Annotated in this window: 21 protein-coding genes; 11 read left to right on the forward strand and 10 right to left on the reverse strand. The window is 67.7% G+C overall.

What is annotated here, in order from left to right; all coding sequences use genetic code 11:
* Positions 1–68 precede the first annotated feature (68 nt).
* Positions 69–206 carry a hypothetical protein gene (locus ARGLB_RS23675; protein WP_175305006.1) on the reverse strand — a complete coding sequence of 46 codons (138 nt, stop codon included), beginning with the start codon at positions 204–206 and terminating at the stop codon, positions 69–71.
* A gap of 78 nt (positions 207–284) precedes the next feature.
* On the opposite strand from ARGLB_RS23675, the gene ARGLB_RS15315 reads away from it, so the two are divergent.
* The 4 genes from ARGLB_RS15315 to ARGLB_RS15330 all read left to right on the forward strand — a co-directional run bounded on the left by ARGLB_RS15315 (position 285) and on the right by ARGLB_RS15330 (position 4,501).
* Positions 285–1,451 carry an RtcB family protein gene (locus ARGLB_RS15315; protein ID WP_003804176.1) on the forward strand — a complete coding sequence of 389 codons (1,167 nt, stop codon included), beginning with the start codon at positions 285–287 and terminating at the stop codon, positions 1,449–1,451.
* 126 nt (positions 1,452–1,577) lie between these two features.
* Complete coding sequence (locus ARGLB_RS15320) at positions 1,578–2,732, forward strand: ABC transporter substrate-binding protein (RefSeq protein ID WP_139023363.1); 1,155 nt, start codon at positions 1,578–1,580, stop codon at positions 2,730–2,732.
* Positions 2,733–2,787: 55 nt separating this feature from the next.
* Positions 2,788–3,513: an ABC transporter ATP-binding protein gene (locus ARGLB_RS15325; protein WP_003804180.1), complete on the forward strand. Its 726-nt coding sequence runs from the start codon at positions 2,788–2,790 to the stop codon at positions 3,511–3,513.
* On the forward strand, positions 3,503–4,501 hold the full coding sequence (locus tag ARGLB_RS15330) for an ABC transporter permease (RefSeq protein ID WP_003804183.1): 999 nt from the start codon (positions 3,503–3,505) through the stop codon (positions 4,499–4,501). Before ARGLB_RS15325 ends, ARGLB_RS15330 begins: the two co-directional genes overlap by 11 nt.
* A 255-nt stretch (positions 4,502–4,756) precedes the next feature.
* On the opposite strand, the gene ARGLB_RS15335 is transcribed toward ARGLB_RS15330, so the two are convergent.
* Positions 4,757–6,814, reverse strand: coding sequence for an Rv1352/Rv1906c domain-containing protein (locus ARGLB_RS15335; RefSeq protein ID WP_003804185.1), 2,058 nt, complete (start codon positions 6,812–6,814; stop codon positions 4,757–4,759).
* Positions 6,815–7,114: 300 nt separating this feature from the next.
* On the opposite strand from ARGLB_RS15335, the gene cobA reads away from it, so the two are divergent.
* Positions 7,115–8,401, forward strand: a complete 1,287-nt coding sequence (gene cobA, locus ARGLB_RS15340; RefSeq protein ID WP_003804187.1) for a uroporphyrinogen-III C-methyltransferase — start codon at positions 7,115–7,117, stop codon at positions 8,399–8,401.
* 87 nt (positions 8,402–8,488) lie between these two features.
* Positions 8,489–9,955 carry an FAD-dependent oxidoreductase gene (locus tag ARGLB_RS15345; RefSeq protein ID WP_043419396.1) on the forward strand — a complete coding sequence of 489 codons (1,467 nt, stop codon included), beginning with the start codon at positions 8,489–8,491 and terminating at the stop codon, positions 9,953–9,955.
* Between the two features lie 49 nt (positions 9,956–10,004).
* Here the strand turns inward: ARGLB_RS15345 and ARGLB_RS24175 are convergent, their stop codons facing one another.
* The 3 genes from ARGLB_RS24175 to ARGLB_RS15365 form a co-directional block, all read right to left on the reverse strand.
* Positions 10,005–11,360: an SRPBCC family protein gene (locus ARGLB_RS24175; RefSeq protein ID WP_245531545.1), complete on the reverse strand. Its 1,356-nt coding sequence runs from the start codon at positions 11,358–11,360 to the stop codon at positions 10,005–10,007.
* A gap of 17 nt (positions 11,361–11,377) precedes the next feature.
* A complete protein-coding gene (locus ARGLB_RS15360; RefSeq protein WP_003804192.1) occupies positions 11,378–12,103 on the reverse strand; it encodes a DUF1206 domain-containing protein in 726 nt (241 codons plus the stop codon).
* A gap of 141 nt (positions 12,104–12,244) precedes the next feature.
* Entirely contained in the window at positions 12,245–12,535 is a 291-nt protein-coding gene (locus ARGLB_RS15365) for a hypothetical protein (RefSeq protein WP_043419329.1), read from the reverse strand.
* 167 nt (positions 12,536–12,702) lie between these two features.
* Between ARGLB_RS15365 and ARGLB_RS15370 the strand changes: the two genes are divergently transcribed.
* On the forward strand, positions 12,703–13,236 hold the full coding sequence (locus tag ARGLB_RS15370; protein ID WP_003804196.1) for a hypothetical protein: 534 nt from the start codon (positions 12,703–12,705) through the stop codon (positions 13,234–13,236).
* Between the two features lie 94 nt (positions 13,237–13,330).
* Here ARGLB_RS15370 and ARGLB_RS15375 read toward each other — a convergent pair whose 3' ends face one another.
* The 4 genes from ARGLB_RS15375 to ARGLB_RS15390 form a co-directional block, all read right to left on the reverse strand.
* On the reverse strand, positions 13,331–14,521 hold the full coding sequence (locus ARGLB_RS15375; RefSeq protein ID WP_003804198.1) for an AI-2E family transporter: 1,191 nt from the start codon (positions 14,519–14,521) through the stop codon (positions 13,331–13,333).
* A 115-nt stretch (positions 14,522–14,636) separates the two neighbouring features.
* Positions 14,637–15,212 (reverse strand): hypothetical protein, encoded by a 576-nt coding sequence (locus tag ARGLB_RS15380; protein ID WP_003804200.1) that lies wholly within the window; start codon positions 15,210–15,212, stop codon positions 14,637–14,639.
* Positions 15,213–15,374: 162 nt separating this feature from the next.
* Complete coding sequence (locus ARGLB_RS15385; protein ID WP_003804201.1) at positions 15,375–16,055, reverse strand: FadR/GntR family transcriptional regulator; 681 nt, start codon at positions 16,053–16,055, stop codon at positions 15,375–15,377.
* A 14-nt stretch (positions 16,056–16,069) separates the two neighbouring features.
* Positions 16,070–17,353, reverse strand: a complete 1,284-nt coding sequence (locus ARGLB_RS15390) for an MFS transporter (RefSeq protein WP_003804204.1) — start codon at positions 17,351–17,353, stop codon at positions 16,070–16,072.
* 141 nt (positions 17,354–17,494) lie between these two features.
* Between ARGLB_RS15390 and ARGLB_RS15395 the strand changes: the two genes are divergently transcribed.
* From ARGLB_RS15395 to ARGLB_RS15405, 3 genes are read left to right on the forward strand one after another with little or no spacing between them, the layout of a single operon-like run.
* On the forward strand, positions 17,495–19,168 hold the full coding sequence (locus tag ARGLB_RS15395; protein WP_003804206.1) for a CYTH and CHAD domain-containing protein: 1,674 nt from the start codon (positions 17,495–17,497) through the stop codon (positions 19,166–19,168).
* A gap of 10 nt (positions 19,169–19,178) precedes the next feature.
* Positions 19,179–21,866, forward strand: coding sequence for a PEP/pyruvate-binding domain-containing protein (locus ARGLB_RS15400; protein ID WP_003804209.1), 2,688 nt, complete (start codon positions 19,179–19,181; stop codon positions 21,864–21,866).
* Complete coding sequence (locus ARGLB_RS15405) at positions 21,863–22,546, forward strand: alpha/beta fold hydrolase (RefSeq protein ID WP_003804211.1); 684 nt, start codon at positions 21,863–21,865, stop codon at positions 22,544–22,546. The genes ARGLB_RS15400 and ARGLB_RS15405 overlap by 4 nt, the downstream gene beginning before the upstream one ends.
* A gap of 17 nt (positions 22,547–22,563) precedes the next feature.
* On the opposite strand, the gene ARGLB_RS15410 is transcribed toward ARGLB_RS15405, so the two are convergent.
* The gene (locus ARGLB_RS15410; protein ID WP_003804214.1) at positions 22,564–24,000 is read right to left on the reverse strand and encodes a PucR family transcriptional regulator; all 1,437 of its coding nucleotides are present in this window, start codon (positions 23,998–24,000) and stop codon (positions 22,564–22,566) included.
* 142 nt (positions 24,001–24,142) lie between these two features.
* Here ARGLB_RS15410 and ARGLB_RS15415 point away from each other — a divergent pair, with 142 nt between their 5' ends.
* Positions 24,143–25,573 (forward strand): aminobutyraldehyde dehydrogenase, encoded by a 1,431-nt coding sequence (locus tag ARGLB_RS15415; RefSeq protein ID WP_003804216.1) that lies wholly within the window; start codon positions 24,143–24,145, stop codon positions 25,571–25,573.
* The last annotated feature ends 47 nt before the right edge of the window (positions 25,574–25,620 follow it).

Raw genomic sequence — 25,620 nt, forward strand, 5'->3', positions numbered from 1 at the left:
CGCTTCCGGTCGCCGCGCCGGCTTCGAGGATCGACTTGAGCTTGTGCAGGTCCTTGCGGGTTGCCCTGCTAATCATTGGCGCCATGAACAGCCCCGCCAGCTGCGAGAATCCTGACGGCTCCAGGGGCGTTGTCCGGGTTCGCGGCGTAGTCGGCCACGTCGTCCCGCCGACGCCGGATCAGGATCTCGGTCTGAACATTCACCATGCTTGCGTCTCCTTCGGTAGGACCGGGGTTTAGCCTTGAACCTACGTTAGTCCCCGTTCATCCAATGGGAGGCCGCTGGTGGAGACCATCAACAGCAAGCTCATCAACTGGGCATCGATCCTGGACGAGAAGACCCGTGAACAGGCCCTGACCACCTCCCGGCTGCCCTTCATCTACCCGCATCTGGCCCTGATGCCGGACGCGCACCTGGGCAAGGGCGCAACGGTGGGATCCGTCATCCCGACGCTCGGCGCGATCATTCCGGCCGCCGTCGGGGTGGACATCGGCTGCGGCATGATCGCGGTGCGGACCCAGTACACCCTCAAACAGCTGCCGCGGGACCGGAAGCCGCTGCGTGAAAGCATCGAGCGCGCCATCCCGCTGTCCGCCGGTCACAACAACCGCAGGGTGGCGCACACCGCGGAGCCACGCATCGCCGAGCTGCACCGGCGGGCCGACAAGGCTGGGTTCAACCCCGCGCAGTACGTGGCGAAATGGGATCTGCAGCTGGGATCGCTCGGCTCCGGCAACCACTTCATCGAGGTCTGCATCGACGAGACCGACGCCGTCTGGCTGTTCCTGCATTCCGGCTCGCGCGGCATCGGCAACAAGATCGCCCAGCACCACATCAGGGTGGCCCAGGGAGTGGCCCGCGACAGGCGCATCACGCTCGAAGACCCGGACCTCGCGTACCTGGAGGAGGGCACGCCGGAGTTCACCCGGTACATCAAGGAACTGCGCTGGGCCCAGCACTTCGCCCTGCTGAACCGCGAGGAGATGATGGACCGCGTGATCCGGCAGTTCGGCGATTGGGTCGGCGGATCAGTCAGGGAGACGGAACGGATCAACTGCCACCACAACTTCACCCAGCAGGAGACGCATTACGGCAAGTCGGTCTGGGTGTCGCGCAAGGGCGCCATCAAGGCCGAAGCCGGAGACCCTGGCCTGATTCCGGGGTCCATGGGAACGGCGTCCTACGTCGTGGAGGGACTGGGCAACACCACGTCCCTGAATTCTTCGCCGCACGGTGCCGGCCGGGAGTATTCGCGTAATGCTGCGCGCAAGGCCTTCTCGCTGGCGCAGCTCAAAGAAGCCATGCACGGCATCGAATTCCGGGCCACCGAGGCGTTCATCGACGAGATCCCGGCAGCCTACAAGCCCATCGACCAGGTCATGCGTGACGCCGCGGATCTGGTGAAGGTGCGGCACCGGCTGCGCCAGCTGGTGAATGTCAAGGGGGATTAGCCCCGTAATCCCAAGGGCCCGCAGGCAGGCGGATTTTTGTGGCCGAATGTGACGTTGCATGAACCTGCGTGACCCCGGGTTTCCGCTCCGTTGAACCCCGTTTATGCCAGTCCCTATGGTGAATCCATGAGTACTTCCAGGCCGGGCATGACCCGCATTGTGGCCGGCGAAAGCCAGACGCCCAAGCGCCGCCGCGCCCTGGAAGTGGCGCTGGCCGTTGGCCTCGTCCTGCTGATCAGCGTGGGCGCGGTTGTTGCATCGGCGGTGGCCCGGGATTCCAATGCCACGGCGGCCCCTGACGCCGCCACCACCCCAGCGGCCGAGCTGAAGCTGGGCTACTTCGGGAACATCACGCACGCCCCGGCGCTGGTTGGCGTCCAGAAGGGCTTTATTGCGAAGGAGCTGGGCGGCACCAAGCTGAGCACGCAGGTGTTCAACGCCGGCCCGGCGGCGATCGAGGCGCTGAACGCCGGCGCGATCGACGCCACGTACATCGGCCCGAACCCGGCCATCAACTCGTTCGTCAAGAGCAAGGGCGAGTCCGTCAGCATCATCGCCGGGACGGCCTCCGGCGGGGCGCAGCTGGTGGTCAAGCCGGAGATCAAGACCGCGGCCGACCTCAAGGGCAAGACCCTGGCCTCCCCGCAGCTGGGCGGCACTCAGGACGTGGCACTGCGCGCCTGGCTGGGCAAGCAGGGCTACAAGACCAACACCGACGGCGGCGGGGAGGTTGCGATCAACCCCACCGAGAACGCCCAGACCCTGAAGCTGTTCCAGGACGGCAAGCTCGACGGCGCGTGGTTGCCTGAGCCGTGGGCCTCCCGTCTGGTGCTCCAGGCCGGAGCGAAGGTCCTGGTGGATGAGAAGGACCTGTGGGACGGGTCGCTGACGGGCAAGCCCGGCGAGTTCCCCACCACCATCCTGATCGTGAACAAGAAGTTCGCCGCGGAGCACCCGCAGACGGTGGAGGCCCTGCTCAAGGGCCACGTCGGGGCCGTGAAGTGGCTCAACGACACCCCGGCCGCCGAGAAGGCCGCCGTCGTCAACGCCGCCCTCAAACAGGACGCCGGCAAGGCACTGGCCCAAAATGTCATTGACCGTTCGCTGAAGAACATCGTGTTCACGGTGGACCCGCTGGCGGGAACGTACAAGAAGCTGCTGCAGGACGGCGTGGACGCCGGCACCACCAAGCAGGCCGACCTCAACGGCCTCTTCGACCTCCGGGCACTGAATTCAGTGGCCACGGAAAAAACCACAGCTGCAGGGCTGGGCCAGGACTAGCCCGGCCCGCATCTGCACCGCCGCATAAAACGCACCACGAACAAAGGACGGGACCATGCCAGTCGTACTGGAAAACCTGGGCAAGCGCTTCGGCGAGGGCGCCCCGGTGCTGGACGACGTCAACGCCACCATCGGCAAGGGCGAGTTCGTCGCCCTCCTCGGTGCGTCCGGCTGCGGCAAGTCCACCCTGCTGAACATCATGGCGGGACTGGAGCTCCCGACGTCGGGCGCCCTGGAGGTGCCCAGCGACGGCGCCGCCTTCATGTTCCAGGACTCAGCCCTGTTCCCGTGGCTCACTGCCCGCGAAAACGTTGAGCTCGCGCTGAAGCTGCGCGGCGTCGGCAAGGCGGAGCGGCGGGTCAAAGCCGCGGAGCTGCTGGAACTGGTCCACCTGGCCGAGGCGGCGGACCGGCGTCCGCACGAGCTCTCCGGCGGGATGCGCCAGCGCGTGGCCCTGGCCCGGTCGCTCGCGCAGGACCGCCAGCTGCTCCTCATGGATGAGCCGTTCGCGGCCCTGGACGCCATCACCCGCGACCTGCTGCACGACGAACTTGAGCGCATCTGGAAGGAAACCGGACGCACTATCGTCTTTGTGACCCACAACGTCCGCGAGGCGGTCCGGCTGGGCCAGCGCGTCCTGCTGTTGTCCTCCCGGCCCGGCCGTGTGGTGCAGGAATGGGAAGTCACCGAAGAACACCGTACCGACGCCGGTCTTGCCGGACAGCTGACCGGGGTCATCACCGCCCGGCTGCGAGAGGAGATCCGCCGCCATGCCAAATAATTCATCTCCCGTGGCCGAGCCTGTGTCCCCGCCGGTCGAGCCTGAGTCCCCGCCGGTCGAGCCTGTCGAGACCAAGGATCCGACCAGTGCTGCTGAGAAGGTCCATGCCGCGCTGACCCGGTCCTCCACCGGCTCGGCGGACCTGCGGGAACTGGAGTCCGGGCTGGACTCGCTGCAGTCGGACGCGGTGCGCAAGGCCCGGGTCGACTGGAGCCGCGTTCTGCTGCCGGTCGCCGCCGTCGTGGTGCTCATCATCATCTGGCAGTTCTACGTCTCGCTGGGCCTCAAGCGCCGCGACCAGGTTCCCGGCCCCATGGATGTGCTGGAGCAGTTCGGCACGCTGTGGGCTGAGGGCTCGCTGCAGGAGGCTGTCTGGACGTCGCTGCAGCGCGGGCTCCTGGGGTTCCTGATCAGCGTGGCGATTGCGACGCCGGTCGGTCTGCTCCTGGCCCAGGTGGCGCCGCTGCGCAGGGCGTTCGGTCCGCTGATTTCGGGCCTGCAGGTTCTGCCGTCAGTCGCGTGGGTGCCGGCCGCCATCATCTGGTTCGGCCTCACCGACGCCACCGTGTACTTCGTGGTGTTCATGGGCGCCATCCCGTCGATCATCAACGGCCTGATCTCCGGTGTCGACCAGATCCCGCCGCAGTACCGCAGCGTGGGCACCGTCCTCGGTGCGTCGCGGCTGCAGATGGCGGTGCAGATCATCCTTCCCGCAGCACTGCCGGGCTACCTCAGCGGCCTCAAGCAGGGCTGGGCCTTCTCCTGGCGTTCACTGATGGCCGCGGAAATCATTGCCGTGGGCGGCACCATCGGCTTCGGCCTCGGTTCCATGCTGAACCAGGGCCGCGACCTCGCCGACATGACCATCGTGATGTCCGCCATCCTCCTGATCCTGGCCGTGGGCATCCTGATCGAGCTGCTGGTGTTCGCACCGATCGAGAAGCGCCTGCTCCAGCGCCGCGGCCTCCTGGCAGGCAGCACCCGCTAAGCACCCCCAGACTGAACGTGAAAGCCCGACGGCGACTCCCGCCGTCGGGCTTTCTGCTGCCCTGCCGCCTGCACCCGCGACCAAACAGGGCGCCCGCGACAAACTGGGGCACATTGACCCGGGACACGCCGAGGATTGGCCGGATACAGGCCGACATCCCGGCCAAAGTGCCCCACGACGGCATGGGCCTTCCGGCCCCCAGGCACAAGAAAGCCCGACGGCGGTAATCGCCGTCGGGCTTTCAGCTAACCAAGGTCAGCCGCGGACCAGTGTCCCGCAGCCTTGGACCTCGAAGCCCTTTACCCAGGACGGAATCGTCACGATAACCCAGGCTGAACCCAAGTAGTTGTCGTAGATCTCGTCAAGGGTTCCGCCGAAGCCGCTCAGCATCGCCATGTAACAGGAACTGCCGGAGCCGTAGCCGTAATAGTCGCCGGGCAGGATGTCGATACCAACCCGGTAGGTTCCGTCTTTAGTGATGCTTGTTGCCTTTGCACCCGTGGACGGGACAGTGGTCCAAGCGCCGCAGCCACTGGACCTGAACCCTACGTCGCCGGGAAGGATCTGGACGTACGTCCGGGCGGACCCGTAGTAGTTCGCGTTGACGTAGTCCAGACTGCTGCCAAAGCCATTGAGCCGTTCCCAGTAGCAGCCGCTGCCCGTTCCCGTCGCCTTGTACAGGCCCGGCTTGATCTGCGTCCCCACCCGGTACGTGCCGTCTCCGCGAAGGACCGTCACAGCCCAGACCGGCAGCTTCAGCGCCGGGCTCATCGTGACCCGCGTGTCCGAGTAGATGAGGCTGGCGGAGACGCGGACCGTGATGGAGCGGCCGTTGTCCGCGGCAGTGAGGCGGTAGGTGCGGTACCGCGCGCCGGAGATGGCGGCACCGTTGCGGTACCACTGGTATGCGTAGGCGGACGGCGCGGGGGAGTAGGTGCCGGGATTGGCTGTGAGGACCGAGCCCAGCGATGTTGCGCCGGTGATGCGCGGCGCCGTCTTCAGGGTGATGAGCGCCCTGCCAACGGTGACTGCGCCGGTGGTTACCGATCGTGTTGCATAGCCTGGCTTGGAAACTGTGACCTTCACGTTCACCCTGGACCCGATGTAGCTGGGGTTGAAGTACAGCGCGTACCCGGTGCCGCCCCTGATTGCTACGCCGTTCCGGTACCACTGGTACCGGAACGTCGTGCCGGAGGGCCAGCCCTGGGACACCTTCACGGTGTTGCCGTAACGGTGGGTTCCCACCACGCTCAAGGGTTTGGTGGCAACAATCGTCCCGGCCGCAATGGTGCGTGCCGCGGAGAAGCGGTCAACGGTGACGAAGCCGGCCTTGGTTGCCCGGACCCGCACCTTGAGTGCTTTGCCGTAGTCGGCAGCGGACGTTGTGTACGTACGCCCAACCGCTCCAGCGATGGCCGCCGTTCCGCGGTACCACTGGTAGGACAGCGCGGCACCTCCGGGAGCCCACGTTCCTGCATTCGCCGTCTGCACCTGGCCCACGCGGGCGGTTCCGCTGACGGTGGGTACGGGCGCGGTCACGAAGGTTGCGCTGACTCCGGTGACCTGAACGGAGGACAGTTCCACCGAGGTGAAGCCGGGCGCGGACAGCGTCACTTTGGCCCACAGCTTCTGTCCGACATCGGAGGCTGTGACGGTGTAGCGGGAGGTGGTGGCCGATCCGATGGCCAAGCTACCGCGGAACCACTGGTAGGCCAGGGCTCCCTGGCTGGCGGAAGTATCCCACTGCGGTGTGCCCACCGACAGCTCCTGGCCGACGGCAGGCCTGCCGGTCACGGCGTTGCTCCAAACGACCCCTGTGAAGGCGGCCGGGCGTACAGTGACGGCCGCCGCTGACACTTCGGTTCCGGGAGCCTGGGCCTCCGTCGACGCCACCACAGTGAGCAGGATGCTCTTGCCCGCCATGGACGGGACAATGGCCAGAGCATCAGCTTCGCCGACCCCGTGACCTGCGGTCTGGACCGGAACGCCGTCGATGATCCAGCTGTACTGGATCCAGCCGGCGCCGTTCCACTGGCCGCCCGTGGATGTGAGGGTGCCGCCGACGACGGGGTCCCCCTCAATGGCCGGAAGGCTGATGTTTTCGGGAGCGGCCGGTGCCACTTCCGCGGGCACTGTTTCCTCGGGTGTAACCTCGGCGGGCGCTGTTTCCGTCGGCGTGGCCTCGGCCGACGGCTGTACTTCGGCAGCCGGACCGGCCGGTGCCGGGTCAGCCGGTGCCGGGTCTACGGGAGCCGGTGCGGGCTCCGTAACACTGCCGGTTTCCATCGGCAGCGCCTGTGCTGCCGGAGCCATCAGAAGTCCGGCAAGCAACGCCATGCTGCCGGCTATGGCTATGCTCCTGGTCGGCAGACCAGGGCGCGTCCGCGTACGGACGTTTTCGTGCAGAGACAACTAGTGTCCTTCCCCCATGTTGAGACCGATCGGTGATCCCGATCGGAGATATTGTAGGGCTCAGCACGGACAATTCCGGTCTGTCAGCCGCGTGCCAGTCAGCCACAGGACACTTGTCGGAATGTGACGCAGCGTTACCTTGCGTGAACTGGTGTTTCCGTGCCGTTGGTTGGGCCCGTAACACAGCCCTACCGTTGATTCATGGCAATTCAGGACATTTACCCCACGGCGCTGCGCCTCCTCGGCCGCCCCGTGCTGGTGGTGGGCGGCGGACGCGTGGCTGCGCGCCGCGCGAAGGGCCTGCTCGACGCCGGTGCCCGCGTCACCGTGGTTGCCCCCGAGGCCACCGCCGCGCTCCGCGAACTCGCCGATGCCGGCCTTCTCACCTGGGAGCCCCGCACCTACCGGTCCGACGACGTCGACGGCGTCTGGTTCGTTCAGACTGCCACCGGCGATCCCGCCGTTGACACCGCGGTAGCTTCCGACGCCGAAGCGCAGCGCGTCTGGTGCGTCAACGCCTCCGACCACGAATCCTCCGCAGCCTGGACGCCCGCCGTCGCCGTGGTGGACGACGTCAAGATCGCCGTCAATGCCGGGGGAGACCCGCGCCGTGCCATGGCCCTGCGCGACGCCGTCGCCACCGCCCTGGAATCCGGTGACCTGCCGCTGCGCCGCCGCCGCATATCGAAGGACAGTGCCCACCGGGGATCGGTTGCCCTTGTCGGCGGCGGCCCCGGAGACACCGGCCTCATCACCGTCCGCGGCCGCCGGCTGCTCGGCCAGGCCGACGTCGTCGTCGCTGACCGTCTCGGCCCGCGTGAGCTGCTCAACGAACTTGCGCCGGACGTGCGCGTCATCGAGGTCGGCAAGACCCCCGGCCACCACCCCGTGCCGCAGGCCGACATCAACCGGATCCTCGTCGAAGAGGCGCTCCAGGGCCACCGCGTGGTGCGCCTCAAGGGCGGCGACCCGTACGTCCTGGGCCGCGGCGGCGAGGAAGCAGAATTCTGCCGCCAGCACGGCGTCGAGGTGGAAGTGGTTTCCGGAGTGACATCCGCCATCTCCGTCCCCGCGGCCGCCGGCATCCCGGTCACGCACCGCGGCCTGGCGAAGGGCTTCAGCGTGGTCACCGGCCACGAGGAACTCTCCGAGGTCCCGGCCCGCGCCGACCACACTGTGGTGCTCCTCATGGGCGTCGGCCAGCTGCGCGAATCCGCGTCCGCCCTCGGCAGGGCCGGGCTGCCCCGTGACACGCCAGTTGGTATTGTGGAAAACGGCTACCTGCCGGACCAGCGCGTCACGATCGGCACCCTCGGCACCATCGCCGACCAGGCCGAGGCCGCGGGCGTCGCCAATCCTGCAGTGATCGTCATCGGTGACGTTGTCCGCGTCAGCCCCTTTGCGCCGTCGCACTTCAAAACCGCCGACTACAGCACCACCAGCCCCAACAAGCCCCGCACCAGCACCACCCGCGTTCTCACCCCCTGAAACCCATCGATTGCTCCATAACTGCCCTTATGAAGGTTCAAAAGGGCGTCTACGGAGCAACCGATGCAGAAGAAAAGGAACACAGCCGTGTCAACCAGCACCACCGTAGGAACCGCCGCCCGCCCGTTGCGCGTGGCCGTCATCGGATCCGGCCCGGCCGGCGTCTACGCAGCGGACATCCTCACCAAGAGCGAGGCCGTCAAGAGCGGCGAGCTGACCGTGAGCATCGACCTCTTTGACCGCTACCCGGCACCCTACGGCCTGATCCGCTACGGTGTGGCCCCGGACCACCCGCGCATCAAGGGCATCGTCAACGCCCTGCACAAGGTCCTGGACCGCGGCGACATCCGCTTCTTCGGCAACGTCGACTACGGCACCGACCTCTCCATCGAGGACCTGCGCACGCACTACGACGCCGTCATCTTCGCCACCGGCGCCATCAAGGACGCTGACCTGAACATCCCGGGCATCGAACTCGAGGGCTCCTTCGGCGGCGCCGACTTCGTCTCCTGGTACGACGGACACCCGGACGTTTCCCGCGAATGGCCGCTGGACGCCAAGGAAATCGCCGTGATCGGCAACGGAAACGTGGCCCTCGACGTGGCCCGCGTCCTCTCCAAGCACGCCGACGACCTCCTGGTCTCCGAGATCCCGGACAACGTCTACGCCGGCCTGAAGGCATCGCCTGTCACCGACGTCCACGTCTTCGGCCGCCGCGGCCCCGCCCAGGTGAAGTTCACCCCGCTGGAGCTGCGCGAGCTGTCCCACTCCAAGGACGTGGACATCATCCTGTACCCGGAGGACTTCGAGTTCGACGAGGAATCCGACCGCCAGATCCAGAGCAACAACCAGACCAAGACCATGGTCGGAACGCTCACCAACTGGATCGCCGAGCAGCCCGAGGATGTCTCCGAGCTCAAGGCCTCCCGCCGCCTGCACCTGCACTTCCTGCACAGCCCGGTGGAAATTTACGACGACGCCGAGAACCCCGGGCGCGTCAGCGGCATCAAGTTTGAGCGCACCGAACTGGACGGCACGGGCAACGCTCGTGGCACCGGCGAGTACATCGACTACCCGGTCCAGGCCGTCTACCGCGCCATCGGTTACTTCGGTTCCGCGCTGCCGGAGATCGAGTTCGACCACAAGAAGGGCGTCGTCCCGAACGCCGGCGGCCGCGTCCTGGACGCCTCCGGCGAGCACGTCCCGGGCATCTACGCGACCGGCTGGATCAAGCGCGGACCGGTGGGCCTGATCGGCCACACCAAGGGTGATGCCCTCGAAACCGTGACCTTCCTGCTGGAAGACCGCGAGAACCTGCCGGTTGCCGAAGCACCCGCTGCCAGCGCCGTCGTCGACCTGCTCGAAAGCCGCGGCGTGGAATACACCACCTGGGAAGGCTGGCTGGCACTCGACGCCCACGAGCTCGCCCTGGGTGCCGAGGCCACCGCTGCCGGCGGCTCGCACGGCGTTGAGGTTGTGCGTGAGCGCATCAAGGTGGTGCCGCGCGAGGACATGGTCTCGATCTCCCGCGACGGGATCGCCGCCAGCGTCTAACGCCTGACAGCGATGGGGCCCGCACCGACAGGGTGCGGGCCCCATTGGTTTAAGCGCCCGCGCCGCCGGCGGCCATGAGCTCGAGACGCTGCAGGGTTTCCCGGTTGCGCACCGTGATGATCGGGTCGCGAAGCGCCTTGGGAACAGCCAAGCCCGGGCCCCTGACCGCGTCCTCGGCCATCGTGACCCTGCACCGCTCGCCCAGGTCCTCGAGCGTGATGACCACCTTGGCCTCGCCGATCGGCCAGCCTCGGGCAATCAGCTCCAGCCGCTGTCCCGGTTCAACCGCCGTCACCTTGGTTGAATCGTTGATGAGCAGCGGCCAGGCGCCCACCGAGTGATGGAGCAGGGCGCCGACCTGCGGCCAGCGCGCGTCCACGGAACGGATTCTCGAGGCGCCCACCACCCAGCCGGAATAGAGCCAGCCGTCCGCGATCACGGTCCAGACTGCCGAGGCCGGTGAATTGAAGACCTGCGTGACGGTTGACATGGTGTTCCTTTCATCGGCCGAACCTTGACGCCGGGTGGCGGAGCTCCGGTCTGCGGCTTTCAGCCCGGCGGGGTGCGGGTCGCCGGAAACGCGCGGAGCGAGGCGCCGAGCGGCACGGTAGGAGCGCTCCCGGAGCCGGCGTGCCCAGGGATAGGTCCCGGCGCCGGGCAGGGGATGCTTTAGGGGATCGAAGCGGATGGCCGTGTCTCCGTGGGCCGTGCCTCCGCCAGCCGTGTCTCCAATGGCTGTTCCTCCGCCGGTGGGAGCGGCCCTCAGGTGCAGCACGCCGGCCTGCACCCACCGGCCTGTCGGGCTGGCGTACGACAGCGCCAGGCTCCAGTCACCGGTGGCCAGCGACTCCTTGAAGTTTCCGTCCGTGTCCGCCCTGCCTGTGGCGAGCCCCGGCAGGGACAATGTGCGCAGCCCCAGGAGGACGGGGCCGTTGGCACCCTTGTACGGCATCAGCGTGGTGAACCTGGCTGTGCCGGCATCCAGCTTGGGCAGCAGCATGAACCGGGCCGGCACACCCCAGCCGGTCGAGGCGAACAGGACATCGGCGACGTCGTCGGAGTCGCCAACACCAGTACCCACCCGAAGCGCCAGACCCAGAATATCCGGCAGCGACTCAGGGAATCCGACCGAGCGGGAGAACCGCCCGCGCACCTGGCGCGTCCCGGCGTCGTCGAGCCAGGAGATTCCGCTGGGCCCCGGGAGACCTGCTGCGGTGCGGCCTGCAGCACCGGTGAGGGTCAGTTCCCCAACCAGGCTGATACCCCGCGGATGAATGGGGCGGAAGGGGCGCACTCCCTTGACGGCGCGGAACACCGCGGCAAAACCGCGACCGGCGACCTCGGCTGCCCGCTCCGTCGCCCCTCCTGCCTGCGTCACCGTGCCACTGCTCGATTGTCCCCTCATGCGCCGCCTTTCCATGGCTACATCCTTCCGAACTTTGACCGGACCAGTGCGAAGATTCCGTAGCAAATGAAGCCTGCCCCGATGGCAAACAGCAGGTAGGGCCCGTACTCGTGGTCGCGGAGGGCCTTCAGGCTGCCGTCGAGGCCGGTGGATTCCTCGGGCGTGTGCTTGGCGGCCGCGATGGTGAACAGCAGTCCGGCCAGGAACAGTGCGATGCCTTTGGCCACATGTCCGGTCACACCCAGGGAGTCAATGAGTTTGCCGCGGCGGGTGCCGTCGAAGTGGAAGAGCTCCTCTTTGAAGCCCCGCCGGAGGCCCTTCACCACGAAGTAGATGCCCACGCCGATGACGGTCAGGCCGAGGGCACTAAGGATCACGCCGCCAAAAGGATTGGTGAGGAGGGCTGCGCTCACGTCCCTCGTGGAATCGCCGGAGTCACCGCGGAGCCCCACCGCAAATCCGCCGAAACTGAGCCCGACGCTGCCGTAAGCGACCGCGAGGAAGCCCGAGGAAATCAGCTTCCCGATCCGTTCCTTGCGGGGCAGGTGGCGGGCCCGGAGGGTGGCCTCGCTCAGCTGCCAGAGGGAGAGCCCCGCGCAGCCGATCAGGCAGGCCCACATGAGCGCCGGGCCCCAGGGATTGGCTGCCAGTTGTTCGATGGCGCCGGTGGCCTCGGCCTGCCCGGGATGCCCGAAGGCCAGGGCAATCGCAATGGCGCCCACGATGATGTGCAGCAGGGCCATGACAGCGAAACCGGAACGCGCGACGATGTCGAGCGCCTTGGTGTTCGATGCAGCCTCCGCGGCGTCGGCCGCCTCGCTGATCGTCGAGTCGTTGTCCGTCGTGCCCTCCGGTTGGCCGTTCCTAATTCAGCCTAACGGCGCTTAGCCGTTCATTGGCCCTTCAGCGTGGATGCGCTCCGAGCCCTCTCCCACGAGTTTCACCGTGCATCGCACCACGAGGTCGTCGGGTGCCGTGTCGATGTCGACGAGGGCTTCGCCCGCGCTGAGGACGGTGAATACTTCCGAGCCAGCCTCGACGTCGAAGCCCTTGCTCTTGGCAGCCTGCGTGGCGTTGGCCAGCGCCTCGCGCTTCAGCCCGTCTACGTATGCCTGGTCGTCCTCGCGTTCGGAGTCGCCGAATGCCCAGCCGAACAGTGTTCCTGTTGATCCCATGGCGTTGATTTTACGCACAGAACCATTGATATTACGGGCTATCGTAACGTTAGTAAGTGTGCTTACCATGTGGGGACCATGTCTTTGGTACGGCTGGCGCACTCCTGATCGCAGGGTCTGCGCCAGCTTGTGTTCCGGATTGAACCTCTCGTATTAGGAAGGACATCATGGCGGGAAATCTTATTGCGCGGTCTGTTCATGACCTCACGGCAGCAGCCTGGTTTGGCGGCTCGCTGATGGGCGCGGTCGGCCTCAACGGAGCCGCCGCAGAGGCGAAGGACCCGGCCGAGCGGACTCGCCTTTCGAGCCGCGGCTGGATGAAGTGGGCGCCGGTGCAGACGGCTGCCTTCGCAACCCACTTGTTGGCGGATCTGTTCATCGCACTGGAAAACAAGGACCGGATCGCCCAGCAGGAGGGCGTGGCCCGGGACACCATCTACAAGACGGCAGTCACGCTGGCGGGGGCAGCGGTCACCCTGTATGCCGGCGTGCTGGGAAAGAAGGTTGAGAAGCTGTCCGGGGAGGGCGGCGAGGGGGCCACTGAACCCCGGGCTGGCGCTTCGGAGAAGCTTCAGTCGGCGCAGAATCAGCTGAAGGCCCTGCAGTGGACCATCCCCGCCTTTGCCGCCTCGGTTATCGTCCTGGGCGCCAAGCACGGCGAAATGCAGCGGCCCAAGAATGTGTTCAAGGGTCTGCGCTGACCCTGTCCCCAAAACCCAATAGCGGACGACGGCGGCAGGGCAGCAAAGTGCCCGGCCGCCGTCGTGCTTGGTTCAGCCCAGTTGAGGCGGGGTTCTAGGTTGGCTGGCTGTCAGCCGGCGGCAGGTCCGGGTTCATGTCCTGCAGGTGGGGGTCCTCGGCGGTCCACACCTGGATGATCGCCCACGTCACGGCCGCCAGCGGCACGGACAGGACGGCGCCGATGATGCCCGCCAGGATGGTGCCCGCCGTCAGGGCCATGAGAATGACCAGGGCGTGGAGCTGCAGCGATTTACCCATGACGATGGGCTGCAGCAGGTCGCCCTCGAGCTGGTTGACCGCGATCACCACTGCCACCACAATCAGCGCCACCACGGGCCCGTTGGCGACGAGCGCCACCAGGGCGGCGAGGATCCCGGCCACGGTTGCCCCGACCAAGGGAACAAAGGCCCCGATGAACACGATGATGGCCAGCGGGATGGCCAGCGGCACCTGCATGATCAGCAGCGCGGCGCCGATGGCCACGGTATCCACCAGCGCCACGATGGCCGTGCCGCGAACGTAACCGCCAAGGACCTCCAGCGTCCGCTTGCCCACCCGCCGCAGCCTGGCTTCCCGCTCCCCGGAGAAGGGCCGCAGGAGGAAGTTCCAGATCTTCGCGCCGTCCTTGAGGAAGAAGAACAGGATCACCACCATGAGGCTCGCGCCGGCCAGGAACTCCGTCACCGCAGACAGGCCGGTGATGGCGCCTGACCGGACCTGGCTGCTTGTGGCGAACTGGACGGCGCCTTCCCTGGCCTGGTTCAGCTGCTCGCGGTCGATGGGGATCGGGCCGGAGAGGAGGAAGTTCTCAAGTTCGTCGAGCCCCTTGGACGCCTGCTGCACCAGGTCGCCCCACTGGCTGCGGACGGAGAAGTAGATCAGGGTGCCGATGCCGGCCAGGAGCAGCAGCAGGGCCACGAAGGCCACGGCGGTGGCGGCCCCGCCGGGAAGTCCGCGGCGCCGCAGCAGGTTGACGAATGGCCCGATGGCGGCTGCGAGGATCAGCGCAATCAGGACCGGAATGACCAGCAGCCGGATCTGCAGGAGGCCGTACACGGACACGGCCGCCACGGCGAGGACCAGCAGGGCCTGGGCGCACCGGATTCCCACCCTTCCCAGGCTGTCGGACCAGAGCTCCCGGGGCGGTTTGTGGTCCGGCCGCCGGGCTGCCGGCCGTGGCGTGCGCGGGCCGGCCGTTTGTTCTTGAAGCGGATCTTGCTCGGACAGTGGGGCTGTTCGGGCCATCGGAACTCCTCGTTATCAGCGGGCAACGGACACTACCTGGCGTCCCAGTCAGATAGTAAGCCTACTGATGTAACAGATGGCGGCGAAACCCGTTCATCCGCCGGAGCCGTGGGCGTCACAGCTCCGCATTGACGAAACCGACCACAATGGCGGTCCACCAGCACACCTGTGATATTGCCAGGCACAGGAGCATGTGGACGCGCTGGCCGATGGGCAGGCCGGCAAAAGTGGTGGTTGGCGGCATGACCACAAGGCGGCGCATGAGCGGAATCAGCATGATGCCGTTGAGCATCAGCACGAGCACCGCTCCCAGCTTTACGATCGTCCACGGGTTGCTGACGTTTGGGGCAAGGAAGGCGCCGGTGAGCAGCATTGCTGCGGTCCCGGACCAGATCAGCGGACTGGCGGCGCCGTCGAGCCGGATGGTCTCCGCCAGTTCGCGCTTCCCGATCAGCCACAGGAAGCCGTGCCAGTCCACCAAAAGGATGGCACCAAACGCCAGCACCATCGCCAGGATATGGACCGAGAGGGCCAAAGCGCGCGGCGGGCCGCTGACCGTGACGGACAGCCCCAGCATGACGGACAGCACCCAGGCCACCCCGGCCCCGACGCAGAGAATCCCGACCAGCCGCCGGGATGATTTGTGGGATTTGCGCGGAATCCTACGTCCCGCGGCTGCACTGTATGTCACGGTATGCCTCCAACTGCCTGAAGGATGTGCGAAGGGGGCGGAGTGCCGCCGCGAGGTAGACCGCTTCCCTGAGCATCAGACCGAAACCTTGGAAAAACCTTGGGAAAACCCTGTAAAAGCGGCTCGCGTCCCCCAAAAGAGTCCCCCTGTATGGGGGTGCAGCTACTCCCGCAGCCACTCCGCGCAGGAGTTGAGGTTCCGGTGCACGCTGGCCACGGCGGCATCGCCATCGTGGGCTTCGATGGCGTCCACGAGGTCCCCGTGGCCGGCCTGCGGCAGGCCGTTGAAGCCGGGGCGTCGGTGCTGCTTGAGCAGGTCCGCGTGGAACACGTCGCCAAAGCTGACATAGAGCTCGAGGAGGAGGGGGTTGCCGGAGGCCTGCGCCACCCGCTCGTGGAAGCCCCAATCGGCGGCGGCCCAGCGCGCAAAGTCCTCGACGTTCCAGGCCTCCTCACGCTCGGCGAGCAGCGCGCGCATGGCGGAGACGTCGTCGGCCGTTGCGTGCCTGGCGGCGAGGCGCGCGGCCTGTGTGTCCAGCCCCACGCGGACCTCGAGGACGTGTTCGTCCGTGTGTTCCTTGTAGAGCCGGCGGGCGGCTCCGGAGATTTCGCTGGTGGCGCGGACGTAGGTTCCGTCGCCGCGGCGAACCTCGAGCATCCCGCTGTGGGCCAGGGCCTTGACGGCTTCCCGGAGTGTCCCGCGGGACACGCCGAGCCCGGACATGAGCTCGGTTTCGGAGGGTATGCGCTGCTGCAGCGGCCATTCGCCCGTCTGGATCATTTCGCGGAGTTTGGCGGTGACTTCGTCCGCCAGCGGCGGGCGGTGCGAGGTGCTCAGGGTCATGGCGTCCTATTCTTTCATTCCGCGGCGCCGGTTCCGGCGGAGCTGGTTCCCGCTGTGCTCGCGCCGCTGGGGCCACTGGCGCTCACTCCGCCGGCCCGGCCGCTGCTGAGCAGGTGCGCCACAACGATCTGAACCAGGGCGATGACCAGGAGCAGTGCAAGCGGCAGCGTCCAGCTTCCCGTCGCGCTGTGCAGCAGGCCCATCCCGAACGGACCGACAGTGGCCAGGAGGTAACCGGTGGACTGCGCCAGCGTGGACAGTGCCGTGGTCTCGGCGGTGTTCCGGCCGCTGCGGCTGATGATCACCATCACCAGCGGGAAGATGCCCAGGCCGAAGCCCAGCAGCACCGCCGGAATGACGGCCAGCGAAACGGGAAGCAAGAGGAGCGCGGCAATGCCGGCCGTCATGGTGAGGGTGGCCAGATAGACGGCGGGACGCAGCATCCGCGGCCGGGAACCGATGGCGATCAGCACCATGCCGGCCGGAACCGAGACCAGCTGCATGATCCCGAACATGACGGCGCTGTCCGCCGGGCTGAGGCCCATGGTGGTGAGCATGTACGGGAACCAGCTGAGCAGCGCATAGGCGAGTAGTGCCTGCAGGGTGAAGATGCCGGTGAGCAGGAGGCCCTTCTTGGTGCGCAGCAGCGGCCAGGGGGAGATGTGTCCGGCGGCTTTCCGGGCCGTGTCCCGGTGGGCGTGCAGCGTCACGGGCAGGAAGCCCAGGAACGCGGACAGGGCCAGGATCCCGATGGTGCCCAGCCCGGCCGACGGCGACCCCAGCACCTGCGAGAGCGGAACCACCAGCACGGCCATGACGGTCGCTCCGCTGGTCATGGTCACCGTGTAGACGGCTGTCATGAGCGATGTGCGCGCGGCGAAGTGCTCCCGGATGAAGGACGGCATGGACACGTTGCAGACAGCCAGGCCCGACATCCCCACCACCGTGCCCACCACCAGCATGCCCGTGGTGGGGATGCCCCGGACCAGCAGCCCGGCTGCCAGCATGCCGAGGGAGAGCAGGATGGCTTTCTCGACGCCGAGCTTCCCGGTCAGCCAGGAGGTGGCGGCTCCGGCCACGGCGAAGCACAGCGTGGGAATGGAGGGGATGAGCGAGGCAACCAGCGGCCCGTAGCCCAGAACCTGCTGCAAATCGTGCAGCAGGGCCGATGCGCCGGTGATGCCGGCCCTCAGGTTCAGGCCGATGAGCACCAGGGCAATGACACCGGCGACGACGGCGGTGCGCGGCTTGGTCGGGTACGTGGCTGCGGTCGGGGGTGCTGAGGAAGTGGTCGCCATCCCTTAACGTTAGACGTTTGACGTTTGATGTCTAGAACTTTGTGGGGAAACTCTCGCGGGGCTTCCGGCCCGGGCATAGACTCGGGCCAGCAGGCGCATTACGCGCAGGAACCCGGCAACGGAAAAGGATGCCGCCCAGCCATGACTGCCGAAGGCCTTGAAACGGAGAAGAAGTACGACGTCGACGACGGCACGTCGCTGCCCGACCTCGCCGCCATTCCCGGTGTGGCCGGCGTGGGTGATCCCCACCAGGCTGAACTGGAAGCCGTCTACTTCGACACCGGGGACCTGGTTCTCGCCTCCCGCCGGATCACGCTGCGGCGACGCAGCGGCGGCGCCGATGCCGGCTGGCATGTAAAGCTGCCGCCAGATGCCGGGGCTGCGGCCGGATCCGGGTCCGCGTCGGAGGAGGGGCCGGGACAACGCCGGGAGATCCACGCCCCGCTGGGCCAGGCCGACGTCGTTCCCGGGAAATTGCTGGCCTACCTGCACGCCTACCTCCGGGGAGCGGATCCCGTGCCCCTGGCCCGCCTGAATACCCGGCGAACCACCCACGCACTCTACGGGGACGACGGTGTGCACCTCGCCGACTTTGCCGATGACACCGTGGACGCCGAGCTTCTTCAGGGGGCGGGCGGGATACCCGCAGGCCAGAAGCAGCAGTGGCGCGAATGGGAACTCGAGCTGGTTCACGGCGAGCCGGAGGTGTTCAAGTCGGCAGCAGCGGTCCTGGCCGCGGCCGGGGCCCGGCCGTCCGCGAACGAGTCCAAGCTGCGGCGCGCCCTGGGGGCGGCGCCGACAGCTCAAGCCAAGGAAACGGAAGGCGCTGGCGTAACTGACGGCACTGTCGCACCTGACGGCGGGGGAAAGCAGCCCGGCGGCAGGAAACCGGGCAAGCAGTGGCCGGCGTCCGCCGTCGTGAGCGCGTACCTGGCCGGGCAGATCAGCGAAATCCTGGCCAACGACGCCCGGGTGCGGCTGGAGGAACCCGATGCGGTGCACGCGATGCGCTCGGCCACCCGGCGCGTCCGGTCGGCCCTCGCGGTCTACCGGAAGCTCTACGGCCGGGGCGCGGTTGGCCGGCTGCGCGACGAGCTCAAGTGGCTGGGCCGGATCCTCGGCACGCCCCGTGACGCCGAAGTCATGCTGGACCGGCTGCGGACGAACACCGGCGAGCTGCCGGCGGGGGAGGGGGCGGACGACGTCCGGCGGCGGATCGAGCGCGAGCTGGGCACCAGGCTGGACGCCGGCTACCGCAAGACGCAGGAAGTGCTCCTCACGGACCGCTACTTCCGGCTCCTCGACGACCTCGAGGACTTCCGTGACCACCCGCCCGTCCTGCCGGCGGCCGGGGCGCCCGCGCGCAAGACCGCGCGCAAGCTGGTGCGCAAGTCCGCCAAGCGGCTGCGCCGCGCCCACAAGGCGGCTGCCCAGGCCAAGGACGGCGCCGGCGACAGGCCCGGCATGGAGCTCAAAGAGGCCACAGCGCACGAAACCGCACTGCACCAGGTCCGGAAGGACGCCAAGCGGCTGCGGCACGCGGCAGAGACCGTCGATCCCCTATTCGGCAAGCGCGCTGCGAAGCTCGCCAAGGCCGCTCACAAGCAGCAGAAAATTCTCGGCGACCACCACGACAGCGTGATGGCGCGGATTTTCCTTGGGAAGCTCGCCGGCGGCCCGGACCTGCCGGAACCGGTGGCCTCCGCCTACGGATCGCTCATTAAGCGGGAACAGAAGAGCGCCGCCAAGGCCGAAGCCAAGTACCGCAAGGCGCACCGGAAGTCCCGAAAGGCAATCCGGGGCGGAGTGGGATAGGGGGCAGCCGGTGGAAGGGCACGCAGACCGGCCTGCATCGCGCCCGGGGAACACGGTCATCAGCCTGGCCCACGTGGACGCGGACATGGTGCCTGAGGTGGGCGGCAAGGCTGCCAACCTCGGTGTGCTCCTGGCCGCCGGATTGCCGGTCCCAAGCGGCTTCTGCGTCACCACCGCTGCCTACCGGCGGGTGGCGGCCGCAGCAGGAGTGGAACCATCCGAGCCGGCAGAGCAGACGCGCAGCAGGCTGGCGTCGGCTGCCCTGCCCGCGGACATCGTCGAAGCCATCCTCGCCGCGTACGCTGGTCTGGGCGAGGACACTCCGGTGGCCGTGCGTTCCTCCGCCACGGCCGAGGATCTCCCTGAAGCCAGCTTCGCAGGCCAGTTGGACTCGTACCTCAATGTTGTCGGCGCCGACGCGCTGTTGGATGCGGTCCGCCGCTGCTGGGCCTCCCTGTGGACGGACCGGGCCGTTGCCTACCGCGCCGATCACGGGATTGCCCAGCGCTCCGTCGGCATCGCCGTCGTTGTTCAGGAAATGGTGGACGCCGGTGTGGCCGGGGTGATGTTCACGGCGAATCCGCTGACCGGCCGGCGCCAGGAAACAGTCATCGACGCCGCGCGCGGACTCGGCGAGGCGCTGGTCAGCGGGGCTGTGAACCCGGATCACTTCACGGTCGATGCTGCCACCGGGGAGATCCTCCAGCGCAGCCTGGGTGACAAACTCATCGAAAGCCGGCCGGCACCGGGAGGCGGAACCCGGGTGCTTCGCCGGCAGGATGGCGGAGCGCAGCCGTGCCTGACGGATGAGCAGGTCCGCTCGCTGGCCAGCCTCGGGACCCGGGTGGAAGTGCTCTACGGGGAACCTCAGGATCTGGAGTGGGCCATCGAACCGCGCGGCGGGATCCGGGTGGTGCAGTCCCGTCCGATCACCACGCTGTTTCCCCTGCCAGAGCCCCACTCCCACGACGACGGCGTCCGGGCTTACCTGTGCGCCAGCCTGCTGCAGGGGCTTACCCGGCCGCTGACACCCATGGGCCTGGCATCCTTCACGCTGATGAGCGACAGAGCCCGGCCGACAGCCGCTGGGGACGGACCGGGGGCCTACCGGTCCGCCCAGGTCGGCATGCGCATGTTTGTCGATGTCACCCCCATGCTGCGCAGCAAGGGCGGGAGGTGCAGTCTTCAAAGAGCCATGAAAGTGGCCGACGCCAGGTCCGTGGATGTGCTGGCCTATCTGGCTGCAGACCCCCGCTTCAGCCTCACCAAGGCCTCCGGTGCGGCGCTGAAAGCGGGGCTCCGGGGCACGCCGCCCTTTGGCCTGCTTGGGCACGTTCTCGCCGCGATGGCCAATCCCGCCGCCGCCCTGGACCGGGTCAGGGAATCGGACCATGAGCTGGACCGGATACTGATGTTGCCGGAGCCGGCCTCCGGTGTCCTGCGGCTCGATTTCGTGGAACGCCTCCTCAGCAAAGACATCACCCCCGCCGTGATGCGGGTCCTGCCCCCGGCGGCCGCAGGGTATATCTGGCTGGGTCTGGCGCGGCTGCTGCTGGGCCGGCTTGTGCGGGCCGGTGAGCTGCAGGCCGTACTCCGCGGCCTGCCGCACAATGTGACCACCGAAATGGATCTGGAGCTCTGGCGGACGGCCGCCTCGATCCGGGAGGACCCGGAGTCTGTCCGTGCGCTCACCGGGGAAGACCCCCGGATGCTCGCCGGCCGCTACACCGAAGGATCACTGCCCGCCGTCTGCCAGGGCGCCCTGCGCGGCTTTCTCGCCACATATGGACATCGCGCGGTGGCGGAAATTGACCTCGGAGTTCCCCGCTGGGGCGAGGATCCGGCCCACATCATTAACGTCCTGGCCAATTACCTGAGGCTGGCGGACCCGGAGCTCGCCCCTGACCGGCGGTTCCGGCGGGCCGCAGAGCAGGCCGAAGCCAAGGTTGCCGAGCTGGCAGAACGGTCCGCCCGGTCCAGGGGAAGGCCGTTCGGCAGAATCGTTGCCCACAGCCTGCGGCGGGCCCGGGAAACCGCCGGCATGCGCGAGTACCCCAAATTCCGGCTGATAACGGCCTTCGCCGTCCTCCGTAGACAGCTTCAACTGGTAGGCGAGGAACTCGCCGAGGCGGGCCGGATCGCCGTACCGGAGGACGTCTTCTTCCTTGACCTCGCCGAAGCCCGCGTGGCACTGCGAGGCGCGGACCTTCGCGGACCCGTCGCCGAACGCCGCCGGCGCTACGACCGCGAAATGCGGCGCCGGCGCGTCCCCCGCCTGCTGCTTTCCGATGGCACCGACGTCGAGGCGGCCATGGGCGCGCAGGCCCGTGCGGTGTCCTCCGCGGACGGGCAGCTGCCGCCGGGAACCCTGGCGGGGACGGCGGCCTCGGCCGGCAGCGTCACAGGCAAAGCCAGGGTGATCCTGGACCCGGCCGGCGCGCACCTGGAGCCGGGCGAAATCCTCGTGGCGCCGTCGACGGACCCGGGGTGGACGCCGCTGTTCATGACTGCCGGGGCGCTGGTCATGGAAATGGGCGGACCCATTTCCCACGGTGCCGTGGTGGCGCGCGAATACGGAATTCCCGCCGTCGTCGGCGTCCCGGACGCAACCACGCGGATTCAAACCGGGGACACCGTGACAGTGGACGGAGCCGCGGGGACGATTGTGGTGGACGCGGAGAGGCAGGAGAACCCGTGAGCACTTTCGTTCTTGTCCCGGGCGCCGGGGGAGTCGGGTGGTACTGGCACCGGCTGGTTCCCGAGCTGGAACGGCTGGGGCACCAGGCCATAGCGGTGGACATCCGCGAGGACGATCCCCGCCTGGGACTGCAGGACTACGCCGACACCGTCCTCGCGGCCATCGGGGATCGCCGCCCTGTGGTGCTCGTGGGCCAATCCCTGGGCGCCTTCACCGTCCCCGTTGTCGCGGCGCGGGTGCCGGTGGAGCTAATCGTCCTGCTCAATCCGATGGTGCCTCTTCCGGGTGAGACGCCCGGCGAGTGGTGGGAGGCCACCGGCCAGCCCCAGGCCCGCGAGCTCAATGACAGGCTGAACGGGCGCACCGGCGACTTCGATGAGCGCGTGCACTTCCTGCACGACGTTCCCCCGGAGGTGATCGCCGCGGGCGCCGGCGAGCAGCGCGCTCCATCCGACACACCGTTCGGCCAGCCCTGCGGGATCGACTGCTGGCCCGACGTGCCCACAAGGGTGCTGGTGGGACGCGATGACCGCTTTTTCCCCGTGGACTTTCAACGCCGCGTGGTCCGGACCCGGCTCGGCCTGGAGATTGACGAAATCCCGGGCGGGCACCTGGTCGCCCTGAGCAACCCGGCTGAACTCGCAGGCCGGCTGGATGGCTTTGCCCGCGGATCCCTGTGACGGAGCGGTGAACCGGCTCAGCCGGCGTGCCGGGCGCCAAGCCGGGCAACCGCAAGGGCAAGCCACAGCTGCACCCGGTCGGCGGTGACGGAGGGGTCGTACCCGGTGAGTTCGGTGATCTGGGCCAGCCGGTAGCGGACCGTGTTCCGGTGCAGGGTGAGCGCCTCGGCGACCGCGGCAACGGAGCCGTTGTTGTTCAGGTAGCTCTCCAGCGTGGCCATCAGCTCGGCGCCGTGGGCGGCGTCGAAGCTCCGGAGCGGGTCCAGCGATTCGTTGGCCATGTCCGCCAGCGGCACGTCCTCGCTGGCCAGGAGCAGGGAGGTCAGGCTGAGCCGTTCGGGCTCGTTCACCGGCAGCCCGTGGCTGGCGGCGTCACGCGCCTCGAAGTAGCTCCAGCGCAGGCCGTTCGGCTTGGTGTATGCGCCGCCGATGCCGATGGTGGCGTGGATGCCGGCCTCGGCGAGGTGGTCGCTGAGGCTCCTGGCCATCGCCGTGGCGCCGCGGCCGTCGTCGGGCACCACCGTGACCAGGTCCTTTCCGACGACGGCGGTCACCGCGTTCTCCAGCGACTGCGGCAGCGAGGAGCTGACCAGCTGCTTGTGGTGCGCCTCGGATCCGGCCAGAATCACCACGTTTTTGCGCGTGCTGTTGATGCCCGTCCCGGCGAGGCGGCGCTGGGCCTCGCTGGGGTCCAGGGTTCCGTGGATCACGTCCTCGAGCACCTGCCCGCAGAGCGCCCGCTCCGCCTGGCGCTGCTTGACCATGTTGTTTAGTTCCACGCTGATGAGGTTCTGCGCGTAGCCGATGATGCCGGAATCCTCGAAGGGCTGCTTCACCCAGAGCGTGCACGCGTCGCGGCGCCCGGTGGGAATGGGGTAGGTGGTCCAGGAGTCGGCAGTCGGCGGCTCGCTGCCGCTGTTGTACAGCTGGGCGGTGAACTGGGTGAGCGCGATCTCGGTGCGGAGCATGCCGCCCAGGTGCCGCAGGAGCTCGGCGAGGCCGCCGCCGGTCAGCAGCGCACGGGCCAGGATCTGGTGCCCGGCGATGAGACGCTCAAGCTTCGAATAGTGGTCCGCGGACTGCGCGTCGGCCACGAGTTTGCTGATGGCGATGAACGGGGTGCCGTACGGCACTTCGACTACGGGCAGCCCCCAGCGGTTCGCCTCCGCGATCAAAGCCGGGGGGACGGCTTCGTGCGAGAGCCCCACGCCGAAGCCGATCCCGACGGCGCCGGCGCGCTGGACCTGGCGCACGAAGCGGCGCTGTTCGGGCGCAGTTTTCATCCGCAGCCCGGTGGTCAGCACCAGTTCGCCGCCGTTGAGGAAGCGCTGCGGGTCCTCCAGTTCCGTGACCGCGACCCAGCGGATGTCCTGGTGGGAAGTGGTCTCCGCAAGGCTGGATTTCTTGAGTCCCAGAGACTGCACGGCCAGCAGCGCCGCGAGGGAAATTGCCATGGATCAAGGGTAGCGGGATGCTGGCCGATCGCACTAAAGCACCGGTTCAAGGGTGTGCAGGTGGCTATTCCCCGCGGTGTCGGGCTGGAATAGGCTCGAGTCAGCCGCATCACACCATTCAGGACGAAAGAGGTTGTACACCGTGGTTCAGACCTTGCAAAACTTCATCAACGGAGAGTTCGTCACGCCTGCAGGCACGGGCCTGCTCGACATCGTGAACCCCGTGACCGGCGACGTGGTGGCCAAGTCGCCCGTTTCCGTGGAGGCTGACGTCGACGCCGCCATGGCCGCCGCCAAGGACGCCTTCAAGACCTGGAAGCACGTGACCCCCGGGCAGCGGCAGCTCATGCTGCTCAAGCTCGCCGACGCCATCGAGGCCAACAGCGACGAACTCGTCGATGCCCAGCACCGCAACACCGGCCAGGTCCGTTCCCTGATCGCGTCCGAGGAAGTGGCGGCAGGCGCCGACCAGCTGCGTTTCTTCGCCGGTGCCGCCCGCATTCTCGAAGGCAAGTCCGCCGGCGAGTACTTTGAGGGCCACACCTCCTTCGTCCGCCGCGAGCCGATCGGCGTCGTGGCCCAGGTGGCACCGTGGAACTACCCGTTCCTGATGGCCATCTGGAAGATCGGCCCTGCGCTCGCAGCCGGCAACACGGTGGTCCTGAAGCCCTCTGACACCACGCCCGAATCCACCCTGGTCCTGGCCCGCCTGGCCGCGGACATCCTGCCGGCCGGCGTCCTGAACGTCATCCTCGGCACCGGCGAAACCGGTGCGCTGATGGTGGAGCACAAGGTCCCGGGCCTCGTGTCCATCACCGGCTCCGTGCGCGCCGGCATCGCCGTCGCTTCGGGCGCCGCGAAGGGCCTCAAGCGCGCGCACCTGGAACTGGGCGGCAAGGCCCCGGCCATCGTCTTCAAGGACGCCGACATCAAGAAGAGCGCCGCGGCCATCGCCGAGTTCGCGTTCTTCAACGCCGGCCAGGACTGCACGGCCATCACCCGTGTCCTGGTGGAGGACTCGGTGCACGACGACGTCGTCGCCGCCATGGTGGAACACACCAAGACCCTGCACACCGGCTCCCAGAACGACGAAGACAACTACTTCGGCCCGCTGAACAACGTCAACCACTTCAAGGCGGTCAGCGCCGTCGTCGATTCGCTGCCGGCGAACTGCCGGATCGAAACCGGCGGCCACCGCGCGGGGGAGAAGGGGTTCTTCTTCGAGCCCACCATCATCACCGGCGCCAAGCAGACGGACGACATCGTGCAGAAGGAAACGTTCGGCCCGGTCATCACCGTGCAGAAGTTCAGCACGGAACAGGAAGCGGTGGAGCTGGCCAACGACGTCGAGTATGCCCTGGCCTCCAGCGTCTGGACGTCCGACCACGGCACGGCCATGCGGCTGAGCCGCGACCTTGACTTCGGTGCGGTCTGGATCAACACGCACATTCTCCTCACCGCCGAGATGCCCCACGGCGGCTTCAAACAGTCCGGCTACGGCAAGGACCTCTCCATGTACGGCGTCGAGGACTACACGCGCATCAAGCACGTCATGTCCGCACTGGATGCCTAACCGGGCCCGTTGGTTGAGCTAGTCGAAAACCCCCGGAATCGTAGAAA

Source organism: Arthrobacter globiformis NBRC 12137 (assembly GCF_000238915.1).
GTDB classification, from domain to species: domain Bacteria; phylum Actinomycetota; class Actinomycetes; order Actinomycetales; family Micrococcaceae; genus Arthrobacter; species Arthrobacter globiformis.

What these genes read in the sequence shown, in the direction of transcription:
- ARGLB_RS23675 (WP_175305006.1), bottom strand. Translation starts at nt 206, where the DNA reads ATGGTGAATGTTCAGACCGAGATCCTGATCCGGCGTCGGCGGGACGAC.
- ARGLB_RS15320 (WP_139023363.1), top strand. Translation starts at nt 1,578, where the DNA reads ATGAGTACTTCCAGGCCGGGCATGACCCGCATTGTGGCCGGCGAAAGC.
- ARGLB_RS15325 (WP_003804180.1), top strand. Translation starts at nt 2,788, where the DNA reads ATGCCAGTCGTACTGGAAAACCTGGGCAAGCGCTTCGGCGAGGGCGCC.
- ARGLB_RS15330 (WP_003804183.1), top strand. Translation starts at nt 3,503, where the DNA reads ATGCCAAATAATTCATCTCCCGTGGCCGAGCCTGTGTCCCCGCCGGTC.
- ARGLB_RS15335 (WP_003804185.1), bottom strand. Translation starts at nt 6,814, where the DNA reads ATGGCTCCGGCAGCACAGGCGCTGCCGATGGAAACCGGCAGTGTTACG.
- cobA (WP_003804187.1), top strand. Translation starts at nt 7,115, where the DNA reads ATGGCAATTCAGGACATTTACCCCACGGCGCTGCGCCTCCTCGGCCGC.
- ARGLB_RS24175 (WP_245531545.1), bottom strand. Translation starts at nt 11,360, where the DNA reads ATGAGGGGACAATCGAGCAGTGGCACGGTGACGCAGGCAGGAGGGGCG.
- ARGLB_RS15360 (WP_003804192.1), bottom strand. Translation starts at nt 12,103, where the DNA reads ATGGCCCTGCTGCACATCATCGTGGGCGCCATTGCGATTGCCCTGGCC.
- ARGLB_RS15365 (WP_043419329.1), bottom strand. Translation starts at nt 12,535, where the DNA reads ATGGGATCAACAGGAACACTGTTCGGCTGGGCATTCGGCGACTCCGAA.
- ARGLB_RS15370 (WP_003804196.1), top strand. Translation starts at nt 12,703, where the DNA reads ATGGCGGGAAATCTTATTGCGCGGTCTGTTCATGACCTCACGGCAGCA.
- ARGLB_RS15375 (WP_003804198.1), bottom strand. Translation starts at nt 14,521, where the DNA reads ATGGCCCGAACAGCCCCACTGTCCGAGCAAGATCCGCTTCAAGAACAA.
- ARGLB_RS15385 (WP_003804201.1), bottom strand. Translation starts at nt 16,055, where the DNA reads ATGACCCTGAGCACCTCGCACCGCCCGCCGCTGGCGGACGAAGTCACC.
- ARGLB_RS15390 (WP_003804204.1), bottom strand. Translation starts at nt 17,353, where the DNA reads ATGGCGACCACTTCCTCAGCACCCCCGACCGCAGCCACGTACCCGACC.
- ARGLB_RS15395 (WP_003804206.1), top strand. Translation starts at nt 17,495, where the DNA reads ATGACTGCCGAAGGCCTTGAAACGGAGAAGAAGTACGACGTCGACGAC.
- ARGLB_RS15410 (WP_003804214.1), bottom strand. Translation starts at nt 24,000, where the DNA reads ATGGCAATTTCCCTCGCGGCGCTGCTGGCCGTGCAGTCTCTGGGACTC.